The following is a 22283-nucleotide window of genomic DNA, read 5'->3' as shown; positions in this document are numbered from 1 at the left end:
AGCAGAAGGGAGCGGTGAGGTCAAGAAATTCCGAACTTCTTGCTGAGCAGGTCGAACATCTCGTCATCCGTGGCCGACTGGAGGTCGTCGGTCTCACTCGGGCCGGGCTCCGGGTCGCCCGGCTCCCGCCACTGCGAGACCAGCGCCTGCATGCGCATCATGATCCGGGTGCGCACGGAGCTGTCGGGTTCCATCTCCAGGAGCGTGGTCTCCAGCTTCTCGAACTCCTCGAGGGCCGAGGCGGACGACGCCTCGCCGCCCTCTCCCGCGTCCGGGTCGAGTTCCTGCAGGAGGAAGTCGGCCACGGCCTCCGGGTTCGGGTAGTCGAAGACCAGGCCGGTCGGCAGGCGCAGGCCGGTGAGGGCACCGAGCCGGTTGCGCAGTTCGACGGCGGTGACCGAGTCGAGCCCGAGCTCGCGGAAGGCCCGGTCGCCCCGGATGGCCCCCTGCGAGGTGTATCCGAGTACGGCGGCCGCCTGGGCGCGCACCGCTTCGACCAGCAGCGCACGCCGCTGGTCCGCCGCGGTGCCGGCCAGCTGCGCCACCAGCTCCGGCACCTGCGCCGCCGTTTCGGCGCCGGCGTCGGTTCCGGAACCGGAGCCGGAGCCGCGCAGTCGGCGCACTTCCTCGATGCCGCTGATGAACGGGTTCGGCCGGCTGGCGGTCAGGGCGACGGAGAAGCGTTCCCAGGCGACGTCGGCGACCATGACGCAGGTGTCGTCGTGGTCCAGGGACCGCCGCAGGGCGGCCGTGGCGAGACCGGGGTCCATCGCGGGCAGACCGTGCCGGTCCAGCAGCTCGCCGAACGAGCCGTCGGCCATGCCGTCGCCGTCCCAGGCGCCCCAGGCCACCGAGGTGGCCGCCAGTCCGCGGCTGCGGCGGTGGTGCGCCAGCGCGTCCAGGTAGGCGTTTCCGGGCGCGTAGTTCCCCTGCCCCGAGGCGCCGATGGTGCCGGCGACCGAGGAGAAGAGCACGAACGCGGAGAGGTCCATGTCCTGGGTGAGTTCGTGCAGGTGCAGCGCACCGCCCACCTTCACCCGCAGGGCCCGGTCCAGCTGCTCCGGCGTCAGCGAGTCCACCATGCTGTCGTCCAGAACGGCCGCCGTGTGCACCACCGCGGTGAGCGGGTGCTCGGCGGGCACCGAGTCGAGGAGCCGTGCCACGGCTTCCCGGTCGGTGACGTCGCAGGCGGCCACGGTGACGCGGGCGCCGCTCTCGGCGAGCTCGGTCTCCAGCTCCGCCACCCCGGGCGCGTCGGGGCCGCGCCTGCTGACCAGCAGCAAGTGATCGGCGCCCGCGCGGACCAGCCAGCGTGCGGTGTGGGCGCCCAGCGCGCCGGTGCCACCGGTGATCAGGACGGTGCCGGAGGGCTGCCAGTCCCGTGCCGCCGGGGCAGCGCCCAGCGGGGCGCGCTCCAGCCGGCGGCCGAACACCCCGGACGTACGGACGGCGAGCTGGTCCTCGTCGTCCCTTCCGGCCAGCACCCCGCAGAGCAGGGACCGGCTCCGCTGGTCCAGCGTCTCCGGCAGGTCGACCAGGCCGGCCCACTGCTCGGGGTGCTCCAGACCGGCGACCCGGCCGAAGCCCCAGACCAGTGCCTGGGCCGGGCTGGTGACGGGGTCGGCCGGGCTGACGCCGACGGCGCCTCGCGTCGCGCACCACAGCGGCGCCGCGATCCCGGCGTCGCCGAGCGCCTGGAGGAGCGCCACGGTCAGTGCGAAGCCGGCCGGAGTGTCCGGGTGCTCCTTCAGCGGCTGCTCGTCGAGCGCCAGCATCGACAGCACGCCGGTGAAGGCGGACGTCTCGCCCTGGAGCGGGTCCGCGCCGTCCTGCTCGCCGCCGGGGACCAGGCCGGTCAGGCGCTCGGCAAGGGCCGCGCGGTCGAGGTCGGCTTCGGTCAGTTCGGCCGTGACGACGCGGACGCCGTGCGCGGTCAGCGCCTCGATGGCACCACTGACGGTTCCGTCGTCCTGGTGACTGGTCGTCTTCACCACGAGCCAGGTCCCGGACAGCGCGCCCTCCGGTGTGCCGGCGAGCGGCTGCCACGTGGTGTGGTACCGCCAGGAGTCCGCCACTTCCTGCTCGCGGTGGCGCCGCCGCCAGGACGACAGGGCCTGCACCAGCGGGCTCAGCGCGGACTGCGTGTCGGTGCTGTCGATCGCGAGCGTGCCGGCGACCGCGGCGACGTCCTCACTCTCGACCGCCTCCCAGAAAAGGGTCTCCGCGACCCCCGCGCTCTGCCCGGCGACGGGCTCCGGCACCGGAGCGGAAGCGTCGAGCCAGTAGCGCTCGCGCTGGAAGGGATAGGTGGGCAGGTCGACCCGGCGCGCCCCGCTGTCCGCGAACAGCGAGGTCCAGTCCACATCGACTCCGCGCGCGTGCGCCTCGGCCAGCGAGGTGAGCAGCCGCTCCCGACCCCCCTCACCACGGCGCAGCGTGCCCACGGTCACCACCGAACGGTCGGCGGCCTCCGCGGACTCCTGCACGCCCATCATCAGCACCGGGTGCGCGCTGGTCTCGATGAACGCGTCATGCCCCTCATCCAGCAGCGTGCCAACGGCCTTGGCGAACTCCACCGTCTGCCGCAGGTTCCGGTACCAGTACGCGGCATCCAGACCCGAGGTGTCGATCCGGGTACCGGTCACGGAGGAGTAGAACGGGACACGGGAACCACGCGGCTGGACGGGTGCCAGGACCTCCAGCATGCGGTCCTCGATCGGCTCCACCTGCGCCGAGTGCGAGGCGTAACCCATCGGCACCGAACTCGTCCGAGCCCCCGCGGCCTTCCACTCACTCTGCAGAGCCCGCAGCACCTCACGGTCACCGGAGACGACCACCGAACCCGGACCGTTCACCGCCGCCACCGACACCGCGCCGCCGAACTCCTCGACCCGCTCCGCGACCTGCTCCAACGGCAACGCCACCGACAACATCACCCCGTCACCGGGCAGATCCGTCAGCAACCGGCCCCGAAGCGCCACGACCCGCGCACCATCCTCCAGAGTGAGCGCGCCGGCCACACACGCCGCCGCGATCTCACCCTGCGAATGACCCACCACCGCGGCAGGCTCCACACCATGCGACTGCCACACCGCGGCCAGCGACACCATGATCGCCCACATCACGGGCTGGACCACATCGACCCGCTCCAGCCACTCCCCCGACTCATCGCGCACCACATCAAGCAGCGACCAGTCCGTGAACGGCGCCAACGCGGCCGCGCACTCGGCCATCCGCGCGGCGAAGACCGGCGAAGCCTCCAACAGCTCCACCGCCATCCCCACCCACTGCCAACCCCCACCAGGGAAGACGAACACCGCGCCACCGGAGACACTCGCCTCGGCACGCACCACACCGGAGACATCGCCGCCCTCAGCGAACGCGGCAAGGGAACGCAGCGCGGACTCACGAGTTTCAGCGAGGACCACCGAACGGTGCCGGAACACCGACCGGCCCGTCACCAGCGAATGACCCACATCCACCGAACCCAGCTCCGGCCGCTCCCCGACGAAGGATGCCAACTGCCGAGCCTGCGCCCGCAACGCCTCCACACTCCGCGCCGACAACACCCACGGCACCACAGCACCGCTGTCAGCAGCCGGGGCAGCCGCGTCCTCAGGAAGTTCGACGACCGCAACACCTTCGAGGATGACGTGCGCGTTGGTGCCGCTGACGCCGAAGGAGGACACGCCCGCCCGGCGGGGCCGGCCCGTCTCGGGCCAGGCGATCTGCTCGGTCAGCAGCTCGACCGCGCCCGCCGTCCAGTCCACATGCGGCGTCGGCTCGTCGACGTGCAGGGTCTGCGGCAGCACACCGTGTCGCATCGCCATCACCATCTTGATGATCCCGGCGACACCAGCCGCCGCCTGCGTGTGACCCAGGTTCGACTTCACCGAACCCAACCACAACGGACGGTCGTCAGCGCGGTTCTGCCCGTATGTCGCGAGCAGCGCCTGGGCCTCGATCGGGTCACCCAGCGTGGTGCCCGTGCCATGCGCCTCGACCGCGTCCACCTGATCGGCGGAGAGCCGGGCGCTGGCCAGCGCCTGCTGGATCACCCGCTGCTGCGACGGACCGTTCGGCGCCGTCAGACCGTTCGAGGCACCATCCTGGTTCACCGCCGAACCACGGACGACGGCCAGCACGGGGTGGCCGTTCCGCTGGGCATCGGACAGCCGCTCGATGAGCAGCATGCCCGCACCCTCGGCCCAACCGGTGCCGTCCGCCGCACCGGCGAACGCCTTGCAACGGCCGTCCCCCGCCAGACCGCCCTGGCGGCTGAACTCGACGAACACGTCCGGCGTCGACAGCACGGTCACACCACCGACCAGCGCCATCGAGCACTCACCCTGCCGCAGCGACTGCGCCGCCAGGTGCAGGGCCACCAGCGACGACGAACACGCCGTGTCCACCGTCACCGCCGGACCCTCAAGCCCCAGCGTGTACGCCACCCGACCGGTGGCCACACTGCCCGCGCTGCCGTTGCCGACGTAGCCCTCGACACCGTCGGGGACCGAGGTCAGCCGCGCGCCGTAGTCGTGGTACATCACGCCCGCGAAGACGCCGGTACGGCTGCCGCGCACCGACAGCGGATCGATACCCGCGCGCTCGAACGCCTCCCACGAGGTCTCCAGCAGCAGTCGCTGCTGCGGGTCCATCGCCAGCGCCTCACGGGGCGAGATCCCGAAGAACTCCGCGTCGAAGTCCGCCGCGTCGTAGAGGAATCCGCCACTGAGCGTGGTGGAGGTCCCGTGCCGCCGGCGGTCGGGGTCGTGCAGGCCGTCCAGCACCCAGCCACGGTCCGTGGGAAAGGCGGAGACCGCGTCCCCGCCGGCCGACACGAGTTGCCACAGCTCCTCCGGGGAGGTGACCCCGCCCGGGTAGCGGCAACCCATGCCCACGATCGCGATCAGGTCGTCGTCGGTGGCGGCGGCGGCGACCGGAGCCTGCGTCGCCGGCCCGGATTCCCGCGCGGATTCCAGCAGCTCGCCCAGGAGGAAGTCGACCAGGGCCTCCGGCGTCGGGTAGTCGAAGACCATCGTGGCGGGCAGGCGCAGACCGGTGACGGCGCTGAGCCGGTTACGCAGTTCGACGGCGGTCAGCGAGTCGAAGCCCAGCTCGCGGAAGGCCCGGGTCGACTCGATGCCTCCGCCGGACGCATGGCCGAGGACGGCCGCCGCGTTCGTCCGCACCAGATCCAGCAGGACGCGGTGGGCCTCGGTGTCGGACAGTCCCGCCAGCTGCTGCCGGAGCGCCGAAGCGCCGGCCTCCGCTGCCGCCGCGGACGCGGCACTGCGCCGGGCCGGCTCGCGAACCAGCCCGCGCAACAGTGCGGGCAGGCCGACGGCACCGGCCTGGGCGCGAAGTGCCGCGGTGTCGAGGCGCACCGGCGCGACCACGGCCTCGTCCGCGGCGCAAGCACCGTCGAACAACGCCAGGCCCTGCTCGGTGGAGAGCGGACTCAGCCCCATACGGGTCAGGCGCCGCAGATCCTCGTCGTCGAGGTCGCCGGTCATGCCACTGGCTTGAGCCCACAGACCCCAAGCCAGCGACTGACCCGCCAGACCCTCCGCACGACGCCGCTCAGCCAACGCGTCCAAGAACGCATTCGCCGCCGCATAGTTGCCCTGACCCGACGCACCCAGAAGCCCAGCCGCCGAGGAGAACAACACGAACGCGGACAGATCGAGGTCACGCGTCAGCTCATGCAGATTCAACGCGGCGTCCACCTTCGGACGCAGCACCGTCTCCAACCGCTCCGACGACAGCGACTCGATCACACCGTCATCCAGCACACCCGCGGTGTGCACGACACCCGTCAGCGGATACTCGACGGGGATCGTGCCCAGCAGCCCGGCAAGCGCCTCACGATCAGCCGCATCACAGGCCGCGACCGTCACCCGAGCGCCCAGTGCGGTCAGCTCATCACGCAGCTCGACCGCGCCCGGAGCGTCCAGGCCCCGGCGGCTGGTCAACAGCAGATGCCGGACACCATGCTCAGCCACCAGATGCCGAGCCACCAACGCACCCAGAGCACCCGTACCACCCGTCACCAAGACGGTGCCATCCACATCCCAAACAGGGGAATCAGACGACGAAGAGACCGTCGCACGCGCCAGACGCGGCACACGCACCTCACCAGCCCGCACCGCCACCTGCGACTCACCCGAGCCGACAACAGACGGCAACACCAGCGCCGAAGCCTCGTCCCCGTCCACATCCACCAGGACGAACCGGCCCGGGTTCTCCGACTGCGCCGAGCGCACCAGACCCCACACCGCGGCATGCGCCAGATCCGCAACACCCTCACCGTCACCCGCGGCAACCGCACCACGGGTCACCCACACCAGACGCGACGCGGCGAACCGCTCATCCCCCAGCCACTCCTGCAGCAGGCCCAGGACGCGACCGGTCGCACCACGTACATCCGCAGCACCGGACAGACACGGCACCAGCACCACATCCGGCACCACACCACCAGCACCCAGCGAGGCAAGATCCGAAACGACCTCACCCACACCCAACGACGCCGGCAGACCAGAATCCTCCAAACCCAGCACCGCCCAACCAGCACCACCCGCACCAACCTCAGCCACCGACAGCGACGCCGACTGCCAATCCACCCGGTAGAGGGGGAGGTCAGAGCCGCGCCGTGCGCCATCGAGCTGTTCCTTGGAGACCGGCCGCAGGGACAGCGCGTCGACGGATGCCACCGGAGCGCCGGTGCCGTCCGCGACCGCCAGCGACACCGCTCCGTCGTCGGCCGGCGAGATGTGTACCCGCAGGACCGAGGCGCCGGAGGCGTGCAGGGAGACTCCCCGCCACTCGAACGGCAGCCGCGCGTCCCCGGAGTTCTCCAGCGCGAAGGCGTGCAGCGCGGAGTCGAGCAGGGCGGGGTGCAGACCGAACCGGCCTGCTTCCGCCACCGCGTCCTCGGGCAGGGCGAGCTCGGCGAAGATGTCGTCGCCGCGTCGCCATGCCCGCCGCAGGCCCTGGAAGACGTCGCCGTACACATAGCCGGCCGCGGCGAAGCGCTCGTAGGCGTCACCGGCGGGGGCCTCCACGGCATCGGCCGGAGGCCATGCTTCGAGGTCGAAGGAGGCCGGCTTCACGTCGCCGGAGAGGACACCGCTGGCGTGGCGCGTCCACACCTGCTCGTCGGCCGGAGCGGCCTCGCCCTCGACGCGTGAGTGGATGGTCAGCGAGCGTCGGCCCGCTTCGTCGGCTGCTCCGACGACGAGTTGCAGACGGACCCAGCCCTGCTCCGGGAGCGTCAACGGTGCTTCGAGCGTCAGCTCCTCGACGCGTGCCCCACCGACCTCGTCGCCCGCACGGACCGCCAACTCCACGAAGGCGGTGCCGGGAAGCAGCACGGTGTCCATCACCGCGTGGTCGGCGAGCCAGGCGTGCGTGTGCAGCGACAGGCGTCCGGTGAACAGATGCGTGTCCGCGTCGGCAAGGCCGATGGCGGCGCCCAGAAGCGGGTGGTCGGCCGCGGTAAGCCCCGCCGAACCGATGTCTCCCGCGCCGGGTGCCGCGTCGAGCCAGTAGCGCTGGCGTTGGAAGGGATACGTCGGCAGATCCACCCGACGCGCCCCCACACCCGCGAACACCGACGCCCAATCCACCTCGACGCCCTGCGTATACGCCTCCGCCAGCGACGTGAACAGCCGCTGCCGCCCGCCTTCCTCACGGCGCAGAGTGCCGATCGTGACGACCGGACGATCCGCGGCATCCGCGGTCTCCTGCACACCCATCAACAACACAGGATGCGCACTGGCCTCGATGAACGCCCCATGACCCTCATCCAGCAGGGTCGCGGTGGCGTTGGCGAACTCCACCGTCTGCCGCAGATTGCGGTACCAGTACCCGGCATCCAGACCGGTTGTGTCGATCCGGGCACCGGTCACGGACGAGTAGAACGGAACACGAGCGTTGCGGGGCTGGATCGGGGCCAGGACCTCCAGCAGACGGCCCTCGATCTCCTCCACCTGCGCCGAATGCGAGGCGTAATCCACCGGCACCATCCGCGCCCGGACACCCTCAGCCTCCCACCCCGCCTGAAGCTCCAGCAGCACCACACGCTCACCGGAAACCACCACCGAGCCAGGACCGTTGACCGCGGCCACCGACACCGCGTCACCGAACCCACCGATCCGCTCAGCGACCCGCTCCACCGGCAACGCGACGGACAACATCCCGCCATCACCACTGAGATCCAGCAGCAACCGGCTCCGCAACGCCACAACCCGAGCAGCGTCCTCCAGGGTCAGCGCACCGGCCACAGCCGCGGCCGCGATCTCACCCTGCGAATGACCCACCACCGCGGCAGGCTCCACACCATGCGACTCCCACACCGCCGCCAGCGACACCATCACCGCCCACAGCACCGGCTGGACCACATCAACCCGCTCCAGCCACACCCCCGACTCATCCCGCACCACATCAAGCAAAGACCAGTCCGTGAACGGCGCCAACGCGGCCCCACACTCGGCCATCCGCGCAGCGAACACCGGCGAAGCCTCCAACAGCTCCACCGCCATCCCCAACCACTGCGAACCCTGACCCGGGAACACGAACACCACACCACCCGGCGAGCCCGACACCCCCCGGACGGCCTGGGCGGTGGCCTGGTCGTTGACGAGAGCGGTCAGCCCGAGAGCGAGTTCTTCGTGGTCGGAACCGAGCACCACCGCGCGGTGCTCCAGGTTCGCCCGGCCGGTCGCCAGCGAGAAGCCGGCGTCCGTCAGGTCCAGCCGCGGCCGGTCCGCAACGAAGGAAGCCAACTGCCGGGCCTGCGCCCGCAACGCCTCCACACTCCGCGCCGACAACACCCACGGCACCACGGCAGCACCGTCAGCGGCCGGGGCGGTCGCGTCCTCGGACCGCTCGCCCGCCGCGACACCCTCCAGGATGACGTGGGCGTTGGTGCCGCTGACCCCGAAGGACGAGATGCCGGCCCGGCGCGGCCGACCCGTCTCGGGCCAGGCCACCTGTTCCGTCAGCAGTTCGACCGCACCCGCCGACCAGTCCACCTTGGTGGACGGCTGGTCGACGTGCAGGGTCCGCGGCAGCACACCGTGCCGCATCGCCATCACCATCTTGATGATCCCGGCGACACCAGCCGCCGCCTGCGTGTGACCCAGGTTCGACTTCACCGAACCCAGCCACAACGGACGGTCGTCCGGACGGCCCTGGCCGTAGGTCGCCAGCAGCGCCTGGGCCTCGATCGGGTCGCCCAGCGTGGTGCCCGTGCCGTGCGCCTCGACCGCGTCCACCTGATCGGCGGAAACCCGGGCGCTGGCCAGCGCCTGCTGGATCACCCGCTGCTGCGACGGACCGTTCGGCGCCGTCAGACCACTGCTGGCACCGTCCTGGTTCACCGCCGAACCCCGCACCACGGCCAGCACCTGATGACCGTTCCGCTCCGCGTCCGACAGCCGCTCCAGCACCAGCATGCCGACACCCTCGGCCCACCCCGTGCCATCAGCCGAATCCGAGAAGGACTTGCACCGGCCGTCCGCCGCCAGACCCCGCTGACGGCTGAACTCCACGAAGACACCCGGCGTCGACATCACGGTGACACCACCGGCCAGCGCCATGGTGCACTCACCCTGCCGAAGGGCCTGGCAGGCCAGGTGCAGGGTGACCAGCGAAGAGGAGCACGCGGTGTCGACCGTGAGCGCGGGACCCTCCAGACCCAGGGTGTACGACACCCGGCCCGAAACCACACTGCTGGCGCTACCGTTTCCGAGGAAGCCCTCAAGCCCCTCGGGCACCTCATGCAGCCGCGCGCCGTAGTCGTGGTACATGACGCCCGCGAAGACGCCGGTACGGCTGCCGCGCACCGACAGCGGATCGATACCGGCGCGCTCCAGCGCCTCCCACGAGGTCTCCAGCAGCAGCCGCTGCTGCGGGTCCATCGCCAGCGCCTCACGCGGCGAAATCCCGAAGAACCCGGCGTCGAACTCGATCGCGTCGTGCAGGAACCCACCCTCACGCACATAGCTCGTGCCGGTGCGGTCCGGGTCCGCGTCGAAGAGGCGGTCGATCTGCCAGCCACGGTCGGACGGGAACTCCGAGATGCCGTCCCCGCCGGCAGCCAGCAACTCCCACAGCTCCTCCGGCGAGGTGACGCCGCCCGGATAGCGGCAGCTCATCCCCACGATGGCGATCAGGTCGTCATCCGTGCCGGTCGACTCCGACGGGGTCGGAAGCAGCGGGCCCCGGGCCTCGCCCACCAGCTCCTCACGCAGGTGCTCCGCGAGGGCCATGGGCGTGGGGTAGTCGAACAGCAGCGTCGGGGGCAGCCGCAGGCCAGTGGCGGAGCCCAGCGCATTGCGCAGTTCGACCGCGGTGAGCGAGTCGAAGCCCGCGTCCAGGAAGCCCAGACGAGCGGGGACGGCGTCCGCGTCGGCGTGGCCGAGTACAGCCGCGGCTCGCGTACGGACCAGGTCGAGCAGCACCCGGCCCCGCTCCGCTGCGGATGCCTGTGCCAGACGCCGCATCAGCTTCTCGGCCTCGGCCCCGCCCGTGCTCGCACCGACACCGGCGTGTGCGGTGCGGCGTGCCGGGGTGCGGACCAGGGAACGGAGAACCGCGGGCAGACCGGGCTGGGTTGCGAAGCCGGCCGGGTCCAGGTGGATCGGAGCCAGTGTGGCATCGCCCGCGGCGCGGGCGGCGTCCAGCAGCGCCAGACCGTCGGGCTCCGACAACGGACGCAGACCCGCACGCGTCATCCGCGAGACATCCGCCTCCGCCAGACCACCGGTCATGCCACCGGCCTGAGCCCACAGACCCCAAGCCAGCGACTGACCCGCCAGACCCTCCGCACGACGCCGCTCAGCCAACGCGTCCAAGAACGCATTCGCCGCCGCGTAGTTGCCCTGACCCGACGCACCCAGAAGCCCAGCCGCCGAGGAGAACAGCACAAACGCGGACAGATCGAGGTCACGCGTCAGCTCATGCAGATTCAACGCGGCGTCCACCTTCGGACGCAGCACCGTCTCCAACCGCTCCGACGACAGCGACTCGATCACACCGTCATCCAGCACACCCGCCGTGTGCACGACACCGGACAGCGGATACTCGGCAGGGATCGTGCCCAGCAGCCCGGCCAGCGCCTCACGATCAGCCGCATCACAAGCCGCGACCGTCACCCGAGCGCCCAGTGCGGTCAGCTCATCACGCAGCTCAACCGCGCCCGGAGCGTCCACACCCCGGCGACTGGTCAACAACAGATGCCGAACACCATGCTCAGCCACCAGATGCCGAGCCACCAACGCACCCAGAGCACCCGTACCACCCGTCACCAAGACGGTGCCATCCACATCCCAAACAGGAGAATCAGACGACGAAGAGACCGTCGCACGCGCCAGACGCGGCACACGCACCTCACCGGCCCGCACCGCCACCTGCGACTCACCCGAGCCGACGACGGACGGCAACACCAGCGCCGAAGCCTCGTCCCCGTCCACATCCACCAGGACGAACCGGTCCGGGTTCTCCGACTGCGCCGAGCGCACCAGACCCCACACCGCGGCATGCGCCAGATCCGCAACACCCTCACCCGCACCCGCGGAAACCGCACCACGGGTCACCCACACCAGACGCGACGCGGCGAACCGCTCATCCCCCAGCCACTCCTGAAGCAGGCCCAGGACGCGACCGGTCGCACCACGTACATCCGCAGCACCGGACCCACCGGACAGACACGGCACCAGCACCACATCCGGCACCACACCACCAGCACCCAGCGAGGCAAGATCCGAAACGACCTCACCCACGCCCCACGACGCCGGCAGACCAGAATCCTCCGAACCCAGCACCGCCCAACCAGCACCACCCGCACCAACCTCAGCCACCGGCAGCGACGCCGACTGCCAATCCACCCGGTAGAGCGACTGCTGCTGCGGGGTGGAGGCGAGGTCCTCGGGGGCGACCGGGCGCAGCACCAGGGACTCGACGGAGGCTACGAGGGCGCCGCGGGCGTCGGCCGCTTCGATCGAGAGGGTGTCCGTGCCGATCGACCGCAGGCGTACCCGTAGGGAGGTGGCACCGGTGGCGTGGAGCGACACTCCGGTCCAGGCGAACGGGAGGCGGGCGCCGCCCGTGTCCCGGACGAGCAGGCCGTCGCCGATGCCCACCGGGTGGAGGGCGGCGTCGAGGAGCGCGGGGTGCAGGCCGAAGAGAGGTGCGTCGGCCTCGGCGCCCTCCGGGAGGGCCACTTCGGCGAACGCGTCCTCACCGCGCCGCCACACCCGCCGCAGTCCGCGGAAAGTGGGGCCGTACACGGTGCCGTTCTCGGCGAGGCGTTCGTAGACGCCGTCGATGTCGGCCTCGGTGGCATCTGCCGGGGGCCAGGCTTCGAGGTCCGTGGCGGGGGTTCCCCGCTTGGCGGCCGCGAGGACGCCGCCCGCGTGGTGGGTCCAGGGGCCGTCGGCTTCGGCAGTCGCCGGCCGGGAGTAGAGGTCGAACGGGTGGTGCCCGGAGTCGTCGGGGGCGCCGACCGAGATCTGGAGCTGCACCGCGCCGTGCTCCGGCAGGACCAGCGGGGCTTCCAGGGTGAGCTCGTCGACCCGGTCGCAACCGGCCTGGTCCCCGGCTCGTACGGCGAGTTCGAGGATCGCCGTTCCCGGGACGACGACCGCGCCACCGATCATGTGGTCGGCGAGCCAGGGGTGTGTCTCGACGCTGAGACGTCCGGTGAACAGGTAGCCGTCGCCGTCGGCCAGGCCGACGGCGGCGCCGAGCAGCGGGTGCTCGGCCCGTGTCAGGCCGGCCGCCGAGACGTCACCGGCCTGGGTGGCGGAGGGCTTGGGCCAGTACTGCCGGCGCTGGAAGGCGTAGGTGGGCAGCTCGACGCGGCGCGCGCCGGTGCCGGCGAAGACGGCTTCCCAGTCGGCCGGGACGCCGTGGGCGTGCAGTCGGCTGAGGGCGGTGAGGAGCGAGCGCTCCTCGGGCCGGTCGCGGCGCAGGGCGGGGACGAGCGCGGCCTCGGAGCCCTCGGTGAGGCAGTCGCGGGCCATGGCGGAGAGGGTCCCGTCCGGGCCCAGTTCCAGGAACCGGGTCACGCCCTGGGACTCCAGGGTGCGGATGCCGTCGGCGAAGCGCACGGCCTCGCGCACGTGTCGGACCCAGTACTCCGCCGAGCACAGCTCCTCCGCCGTCGCGATCTTTCCGGTGACGTTGGAGACGACGGGGATGCGGGGCGCGTGGTAGGTGAGGATGTCGGCGAACCGGCGGAAGTCCGCGAGCATCGCGTCCATGTGCGGCGAGTGGAAGGCGTGGCTGACCCGCAGCTGCTTGGTCTTCACCCCGTCGGCGGCGAAGCCGTCGCTGATGCGCGCCACGGCGTCGGCGTCGCCAGAGATCACCACGGAAGCGGGGCCGTTGACCGCCGCCACCGACACCCCGGCGACACCCTCAAGCGCCGACCGGACGTCCTTCTCGGGGGCGGCGATGGAGACCATCGCACCGCCCTGCGGGAGGCTCTGCATCAGGCGGGCGCGGGCGGCCACCAGGGTCGCCGCGTCCTTCAGCGAGAGCACACCGGCCACATGCGCGGCAGACAGCTCACCGATGGAGTGCCCGGCCACGAAGTCGGGGCGGATTCCCCACGACTCGGCCAGCCGGAAGAGGGCCACCTCGATGGCGAACAGGGCGGGCTGGGTGTTTCCGGTCTGGTCCAGCAGCTCGGCGTCGGATCCGAAGATCGCCTCGCGCAGCGGCTGTCCGAGGAACCGGTCCAGCTCCGCGCAGACCGCGTCGAATGCCTCCGCGAACACCGGGAACCGCTCGTACAGTTCCCGGCCCATGCCGAGCCGCTGCGCACCCTGGCCGGTGAACAGCACCGCGAGCCTGCCGGGGGACACCGCGCCCTGGACCGTGCCGGCCGGGGTCTCGCCGGCGGCCAGCGCCTCAAGGGCGGTGCGGAACTCCTCATGGTCCGAGGCCACCACGGCGGCCCGGTACTCGAATGCGGTCCGGGTGGTCGCCAGGGAAAGGCCCACGTCGGGGAGGGACAGGGCGGGCGAGGAGGCCAGATGGGCGGCGAGGTTACGGGCCTGGGCGCGGAGCGCGTCGGTGCTCCGGGCGGAGAGCACCCACGGCAGGACCGGGGTGGCGTCGCCGAGCGGCGTGGGTGTCTTCTCCCCGTCGGCCGGCTGCCACGACTCGGCGGCCGTCGGGGCCTGTTCGAGGATGACGTGGGCGTTGGTGCCGCTGACGCCGAAGGAGGAGACGCCGGCCCGGCGGGGCTGGTCGGTCTTGGGCCATGCCACCTGCTCGGTCAGCAGCTCGACGGCGCCCGCCGACCAGTCGATGTGCGGCGACGGCTCGTCGACGTGCAGGGTCTGCGGCAGCACGCCGTGCCGCATCGCCATCACCATCTTGATGACGCCCGCGACACCGGCGGCCGCCTGGGAGTGGCCGAAGTTGGACTTGATCGAGCCGAGCAGCAGTGGCCGGCCCTGCGGGCGGTCCTGGCCGTAGGTTTCCAGCAGGGCCTGGGCCTCGATGGGGTCGCCCAGGGTGGTGCCCGTGCCGTGCGCCTCGACGACGTCCACCTGGCCGGCGGAGAGCCGGGCATTGGCCAGCGCCTGGCGGATCACGCGCTGCTGCGAGGGACCGTTGGGGGCCGTCAGGCCGTTCGACGCGCCGTCCTGGTTGACCGCCGAACCCCGCACCACGGCCAGCACCCGGTGGCCGTTCCGCTCGGCGTCCGACAGCCGCTCCAGCACCAGCATGCCGACGCCCTCGGCCCAGCCGGTGCCGTCCGCCGCGCCCGCGAAGGACTTGCAGCGGCCGTCGGAGGCCAGGCCACGCTGCCGGCTGAACTCGACGAACACGCTCGGGATCGCCATCACGGACACGCCGCCCGCCAGGGCCATCGTGCACTCGCCCTGGCGCAGCGCGTGGCAGGCCAGGTGCAGGGCGACCAGCGAGGACGAGCAGGCGGTGTCGACGGTGACCGCGGGCCCTTCCAGGCCCAGGGTGTACGAGGCCCGCCCGGACACCACGCTGGGGGTGTTGCCGGTCATCAGGTAGCCCTCGACGTCCTCGGCGGACTGCCTGAGCAGGGTGGCGTAGTCCTGGCCGCTGGAGCCGACGAAGACACCGGTCCGGCTGCCGCGCAGCGACTGCGGGGTGATGCCGGCCCGCTCCAGCGCCTCCCACGCGGCCTCCAGCGACAGCCGCTGCTGCGGGTCCATCGCCAGTGCCTCACGCGGCGAGATGCCGAAGAACGTCGCGTCGAATCCGTCCGCGTCGTGGATGAAGCCGCCCTCGCGGACGTAGCTGGTGCCCGGCCGGTCCGGGTCGGGGTCGAACAGCTCCTCCAGGTTCCACCCGCGGCCGGTCGGGAACGCGGACATCGCGTCCCGACCGGCGGTGACCAACTGCCACAGCTCATCGGGGGAGGTGACGCCGCCCGGGTAGCGGCAACCCATGCCCACGATGGCGATCGGCTCCTGCGCCGTGTCCTCGATCTCCTTCAGGCGTGCGTGCGCCTGGTCGAGGTCGGCCGTGACCCGCTGGAGGTACTGGAGGAGCTTGTCTTCGTTTTCCATGGGTTGTGTCACCTGTGTGAGTGGTCGAGGAGGGCGGTCGAGCGGGTCGGTCAGCTTGTGCCGTACTTCTGGTCGATGTAGGCGAACAGCGACTCTGCGGTGACCGGTTTCCCGGATTCGTCGTCCGAGCTGGTGACACCAGTCGGCGTGGCGGGCTCGTTGAGCTGCGTCAGCAGGGCTTGCAGGCGTTCCGCGACGCCGGTACGCGTGGCGTCGTCGGGGTCGGCCGAGGACAGCGCGGCTTCGAGCCGGTCCAGCTCCGCGTGGAGCGAGGCCGAGGTGTGGCCCGGTCCGTGCCCGTCGGGCTGGGCGGTCCCGCCGGCTGCCGCCGCTCCGTCGGGGAGCAGCTTGGCCGCCAGGTGGTCGGCGAGCGCCGTGGGGTTCGGGTAGTCGAAGACCAGGGTCACCGGCCAGCGCTTGCCCGTGCTCGTGCCGAGGCGGTTGCGGAATTCGACGGCGGTGAGCGAGTCGAAGCCGATTTCCCGGAAGGCCCGGTCGGGCTCGATCAGGTCCGGGGAGGAGTGTCCGAGGACCCCGGCCGCCTGGGTCCGCACCAGGTCGAGCAGCGCGGCGGCGCGCTCCGGCGCCGGGAGCGCGGTGAGACGTTCCAGGAAGGTGGGTCCGTCGGCGGTCGCCGGTCCGGTGGCCGCCCGGCGCGGGCGTCGGCTGCCGCCGGCGATCGCCCGGAACAGGGCGGGGACCTGGCCGTCCGGGGTGCGCAGTGAGGCCGTGTTGAGCGGAACGGCGACCATGAGCGACTCGTCGGAGGCGTCGGCGAGGTCGTACAGCTCCAGGCCCTGCTCGGAGGTGAGCAGGGCGGCGCCCTTCTTCTTGATGCGGGTCAGGTCGGTCGCGCCGAGGTGGCCCGTCATGTCGCTGGCCTGCTCCCACAGCCCCCAGGCCACGGAGGTGGCGGGCAGTCCGCGGGCGCGGCGGTGCTGGGCCAGCGCGTCGAGGAAGGCGTTGGCCGCCGCGTAGTTGCCCTGTCCCGCGCTGCCGAAGGTGGAGGCCGCGGAGGAGAAGAGCACGAAGGAGGTGAGGTCCAGGTGCTGGGTCAGCTCGTGCAGGTTGACGGCCGCGTCGACCTTCGGTCGCAGCACCACGTCGAGCCGGTCCGGGGTCAGCGATTCGACCACACCGTCGTCGAGGACGCCCGCGGCGTGGATCACGCCTGTCAGCGGGTGTTCCGCGGGGACGGATGCCAGCAGCTCGGCCAGTGCCCGGCGGTCGGCGGTGTCGCAGGCGACCAGGTCGACCGTGGCGCCGGCCGCGGAGAGCTCGGCCAGCAGTTCGCCGGCGCCGGGTGAGTCGGGTCCGCGGCGGCTGGTGAGCAGCAGGTTCCGTACGCCGTGCCGGGTGACCAGGTGGCGGGCGAGCAGGGTGCCGAGCGTTCCGGTGGCGCCGGTGATCAGCACGGTGCCCTCGGGCGCGGGGGTGGAAGGCAGGGTCAGCACGACCTTGCCGATGTGCCGCGCCTGGCTCAGGAACCGGTATGCCTCGGGGGCGCGCCGGATGTCCCAGGCGGTCACGGGCGGGGGGCTGAGCACGCCGCGTTCGAAGAGCTCCAGGATCTTCTCGAGCATCTGCCCGATCCGGGGCTGGCCGGCTTCGCCGAGGTCGAACGCCCGGTAGCGGACGCCCTCGTGGCGGGCGGTCACCTCGTCGGCGTCGCGGATGTCGGTCTTGCCCATCTCCAGGAACCGGCCGCCGCGTGGCAGCAGGCGCAGTGAGGCGTCGACGAGTTCCCCGGAGAGGGAGTCGAGCACCACGTCCATGCCCCGGCCGTCGGTGGCGGCCAGGAACCGGTCCTGGAAGTCCGTGGTCCGCGAGGAGGCGATGTGCGCGTCGTCGAGTCCCAGGGAGCGCAGGGTGTCCCACTTGCCGGGGCTGGCGGTTCCGAAGACCTCCGCGCCGAGGTGGCGTGCCAGTTGCACGGCGGCCGTGCCGACTCCGCCGGCTGCCGCGTGGACGAGCACCGCCTCGCCCGGCTGCACGTCGGCGAGGTCGGTGAGGGCGTAGTACGCGGTCAGGAAGGTCACCGGCACGGAGGCGGCCTGGAGATACGACCAGTTGGCGGGCATGCGGGCGATGACCTTGCGGTCGGTGACGGCCACCGGGCCGAAGCCGCCGACGAACAGGCCCATCACCCGGTCGCCCGGGGTCAGGTCGGTGACGCCCGGCCCGACTTCGAGGACCACACCAGCGCCTTCGCTGCCCATGGTGTCCTCGTTGGGCACGACACCGAGGGCGAGCACCACGTCCCGGAAGTTGAGGCCGGCGGCGCGGACCGCGACCCGGACCTGGCCCTCCGTGAGCGGTGCCAGGGCCGCCGCGTTCTCGACGAGGGCCAGGTTGTCCAGGCTTCCCTTGACCGGGATGTCCAGGCGCCAGGCGACGGCGCCGGCGGGCGGCGACAGCCGTGCTCCGGTGCCGGCGGTGGCGCGGGCGAGCCGGGGTGCGCGCAGGGTGCCGCGCCGGATGGCGAGCTGCGGCTCGTCCTGCACGAGTGCGGCCGGCAGCACCGGGTACGAGCTGTCCTGGCCGTCCAGGTCGAGCAGCACGAACCGTCCCGGGTGCTCGGACTGGGCCGAGCGCAGCAGGCCCCACGCCGGGGCGTTGGCCAGGTCGGTGACGTGCTCGCCACGCTCGGTGGCCACCGCCGCACGGGTCACCAGCACCAGGCGGGAGGAGCCGAACCGCTCCTCGGCCAGCCATCCCTGCACCAGCGCGAGGGTGCGGTGGGTGGAGGTCCGTACCGCGTCGGCGACGGTCTCGTCGCCGTCCGCGTCGAACGGCGGGGCGAAGACCAGCACCGATTCGGGGGCCGTGGTGCCCGCGGCGACGGCTTCGCCCAGGGACACCAGGTCCGGGTAGCGGCTCACGTCGGCGAGGACCTTGGCCGCCTGCTCGGCGATGTCGCCGACCACGGCCCAGCGGCTCGCCTCAGGAGTCGTCCCCGGAGCGGCTTCGCCGGCCGGCAGGGTGGTCCAGTCGACGCGGAACAGGGCGTCGTGGTGCGCGCTCGGCGGGGTGAGCTGGTCCAGCTCCACGGTGCGGAGCGTCAACGCCTCCACGGTGGCGACCGGCTGGCCGGTGCCGTCGGCCACGGCCAGCGCGATCCCGTCGTCGCCGGCCGGCGAGAGCCGGACGCGGAGGGTCGAGGCGCCGGCGGCGTGCAGGGAGACCCCGCGCCAGGAGAAGGGGAGGCGGGCCTGGCCGCTGCCTGCTTCGGCGCTGAGCCCGTCACCGAGGCCGATCGCGTGCAGGGCGGCGTCGAGCAGCGCGGGGTGCATGCCGTACCGCTCGGCGTCGGCGACCCCTTCCGGCAGGGCGACCTCGGCGAAGACCTCGTCGCCTCGCCGCCACGCCCGGCGCAGCCCCTGGAACGCCGGGCCGTAGCCGTATCCGCGCTCGCGCAGGTCGTCGTAGCAACCGCTGACCTCCACGGCCTCCGCGTCCGCCGGCGGCCAGGTCAGGGCCTCGGCCGCGCGTGCGCGGGTGTCGTCGGCGGATTCGGGGGCCAGCAGACCGCTGGCGTGCCGGGTCCAGGGCTGGTCGTCCGGGGCGTTGTCGGGGCGCGAGTAGAGATACAGGGCCCGGGACGCGTCCTGGCCGTCCGGGTCGCCCGGCTCCTCGGGGCCGTCGACCACCAGCTGCACCTGGACGCCGCCCTCTCGGGGCAGTACGAGCGGAGCCTCCAGGGTGAGCTCTTCGACCCGGCCGCAGCCGACCTCGTCACCGGCGTGGGCGGCCAGTTCCAGCAGGCCCGTGCCCGGCAGCAGGACGGCGTCCGCCACTGCGTGGTCTGCGACCCACGGGTGCGACTGGAGCGACAGTCGGCCGGTGAAGAGGAATCCACCCGTGTCGGCCAGCCGGACGCCGGCGCCCAGCAGCGGGTGTTCGGCCGGTCGCATGCCGATGGACGCCACGTCGCGCAGCGAGGTGGACGTGGCACGCGGCCAGTAGCGCTGGCGTTGGAAGGGATACGTCGGCAGATCCACCCGACGCGCCCCCACACCCGCGAACACCGACGCCCAATCCACCTCGACGCCCTGCGTATACGCCTCCGCCAGCGACGTGAACAGCCGCTGCCGCCCGCCTTCCTCACGGCGCAGAGTGCCGATCGTGACGACCGGACGATCCGCGGCATCCGCGGTCTCCTGCACACCCATCAACAACACCGGATGCGCACTGGCCTCGATGAACACACCATGACCCTCATCCAGCAGGGTCGCGGTGGCCTTGGCGAACTCCACCGTCCGCCGCAGATTCCGATACCAGTACGCGGCATCCAGACCCGAAGTGTCGATCCGGGCACCGGTCACGGAAGAGTAGAACGGAACACGAGCGTTGCGGGGCTGGATCGGGGCCAGGACCTCCAGCAGACGATCCTCGATCTCCTCCACCTGCGCCGAATGCGAGGCGTAATCCACCGGCACCATCCGCGCCCGGACACCCTCAGCCTCCCACCCCGCCTGAAGCTCCAACAACACCACACGCTCACCAGAAACAACCACCGAGCCAGGACCATTAACCGCAGCCACCGACACCGAATCACCGAACGCGCTGATCCGCTCAGCAACCCGCTCCACCGGCAGCGCGACGGACAACATCCCGCCATCACCACTGAGATCCAGCAGCAACCGGCTCCGCAACGCCACAACCCGAGCAGCATCCTCCAGAGTCAACGCACCCGCCACAGCCGCGGCCGCGATCTCACCCTGCGAATGACCCACCACAGCGGCAGGCTCCACACCATGCGACTCCCACACCGCCGCCAGCGACACCATCACCGCCCACAACACCGGCTGGACCACATCCACCCGCTCCAGCCACACCCCCGACCCATCCCGCACCACATCAAGCAAAGACCAGTCCGTGAACGGCGCCAACGCGGCCGCACACTCGGCCATCCGCGCGGCGAACACCGGCGAAGCCTCCAACAGCTCCACCGCCATCCCCAACCACTGCGAACCCTGACCCGGGAACACGAACACCACACCACCCGGCGAGCCCGACACCCCCCGCACCACGTCGGCCGCGCCTTCGCCCGCGGTCAGCGCGTGGATGAGCTGCTCGCGGTCCGTTCCGAGTACCACCGCGCGGTGGTCGAGAGCGGCCCGGGTGGTGGCCAGCGAGTACCCCATGTCCGCCGGCGCGGTCTGGGGCCGGTCGCCGACGAAAGCTGCCAGCTGTGCCATCTGGGCGTTCAGCCCGGCCGCGTTGCGTGCGGACAGCACCAGGGGAACGACCGTGGGGGCCGTCTCCGATCCGGTCTCGGTGGGCTGCGCCGTCGGCGCGGCTTCGAGGATGACGTGGGCGTTGGTGCCGCTGACACCGAAGGCCGACACGCCGGCCCGGCGGGGCTCGTCGGTCTCCGGCCAGGCCACCTGCTCGGTCAGCAGCTCGACCGCACCCGCCGACCAGTCCACCTTCGACGACGGACGGTCGATGTGCAGGGTCCGCGGCAGCACACCGTGCCGCATCGCCATCACCATCTTGATGATCCCGGCGACACCAGCCGCCGCCTGCGTGTGGCCCAGGTTCGACTTCACCGAACCCAGCCACAGCGGACGGCCTTCGGGGCGGTTCTGCCCGTAGGTGGCCTGGAGCGCCTGGGCCTCGATCGGGTCACCCAGCGTGGTGCCCGTGCCGTGTGCCTCGACCGCGTCCACCTGGCCGGCGGTGAGCCGCGCGCCGGCCAGCGCCTGCTGGATCACCCGCTGCTGCGACGGACCGTTCGGCGCCGTCAGACCACTGCTGGCACCGTCCTGGTTCACCGCCGAACCCCGCACCACGGCCAGCACCTGATGACCGTTCCGCTCCGCGTCCGACAAGCGCTCCAGCACCAGCATGCCGACGCCCTCGGCCCACCCCGTGCCATCAGCCGAGTCCGAGAACGCCTTGCAGCGGCCGTCCGCCGCCAGACCCCGCTGACGGCTGAACTCGATGAAGGCTCCAGGGGTGGACATCACGGTGACACCACCGGCCAGTGCCAGGGTGCATTCACCGTGCCGCAGCGACTCGGCCGCCAGGTGCAGCGCGACCAGCGACGACGAACACGCCGTGTCGACCGTGACCGCCGGACCCTCCAGGCCCAGGGTGTACGACACCCGGCCCGACATGGCGCTGGCCGCGTTGCCGGTGCCGAGGTAACCCCCGGTGTCCTCCTCCGCGTCGGCGAGCAGCTGCATGTAGTCCTGGCCGTTGGTACCGGCGAAGACGCCGGTACGGCTGCCGCGCAGCGACAGCGGAGAGATCCCCGCCCGCTCCAGGGCCTCCCAGGAGGTTTCCAGGGTCAATCGCTGCTGCGGGTCCATGGCCACGGCCTCGCGCGGCGAAATCCCGAAGAATCCCGCGTCGAACTCCGTGACCTCGTGCAGGAATCCGCCCTCGCGGACATAGCTTGTGCCGGAGTTGTCCGGGTCCTCGTCGAAAAGCTGCTCAAGGGGCCAGCCGCGGTCCGTCGGGAATTCCGAGATCGCGTCGCCGCCGGCCGCCAGCAGCTGCCACAGCTCCTCCGGCGAGCTGACCCCACCGGGGAACCGGCAGCTCATCCCGACGATCGCGATGGGCTCCTGCGCGCCGTCCTCCAGCTCGGACAGACGGCGACGCGTCCGCCGCAGGTCGTTCGTGACCCGCTTGAGGTATTCGCGGAGCTTCTCTTCGTTCGGTACCTCATTGGACACAACACATCACCCCAGCTGGAATTTC

2 protein-coding genes are annotated in these 22283 nt (G+C 71.8%); both read right to left on the bottom strand.

The window, feature by feature from the left end; translation table 11 throughout:
* Positions 1–20: 20 nt before the first annotated feature.
* A complete protein-coding gene (locus LRS74_RS30930; protein ID WP_277744101.1) occupies positions 21–15569 on the bottom strand; it encodes a type I polyketide synthase in 15549 nt (5182 codons plus the stop codon).
* 50 nt (positions 15570–15619) lie between these two features.
* Positions 15620–22258, bottom strand: coding sequence for a type I polyketide synthase (locus LRS74_RS30925; protein WP_277744100.1), 6639 nt, complete (start codon positions 22256–22258; stop codon positions 15620–15622).
* Positions 22259–22283: the final 25 nt, after the last annotated feature.

The sequence above is a fragment of the Streptomyces sp. LX-29 genome, assembly GCF_029541745.1.
Taxonomy (GTDB): domain Bacteria; phylum Actinomycetota; class Actinomycetes; order Streptomycetales; family Streptomycetaceae; genus Streptomyces.
Note: the sequence above shows the minus strand (reverse complement) of the source record. Positions and strands in the feature narration are given on the sequence as shown.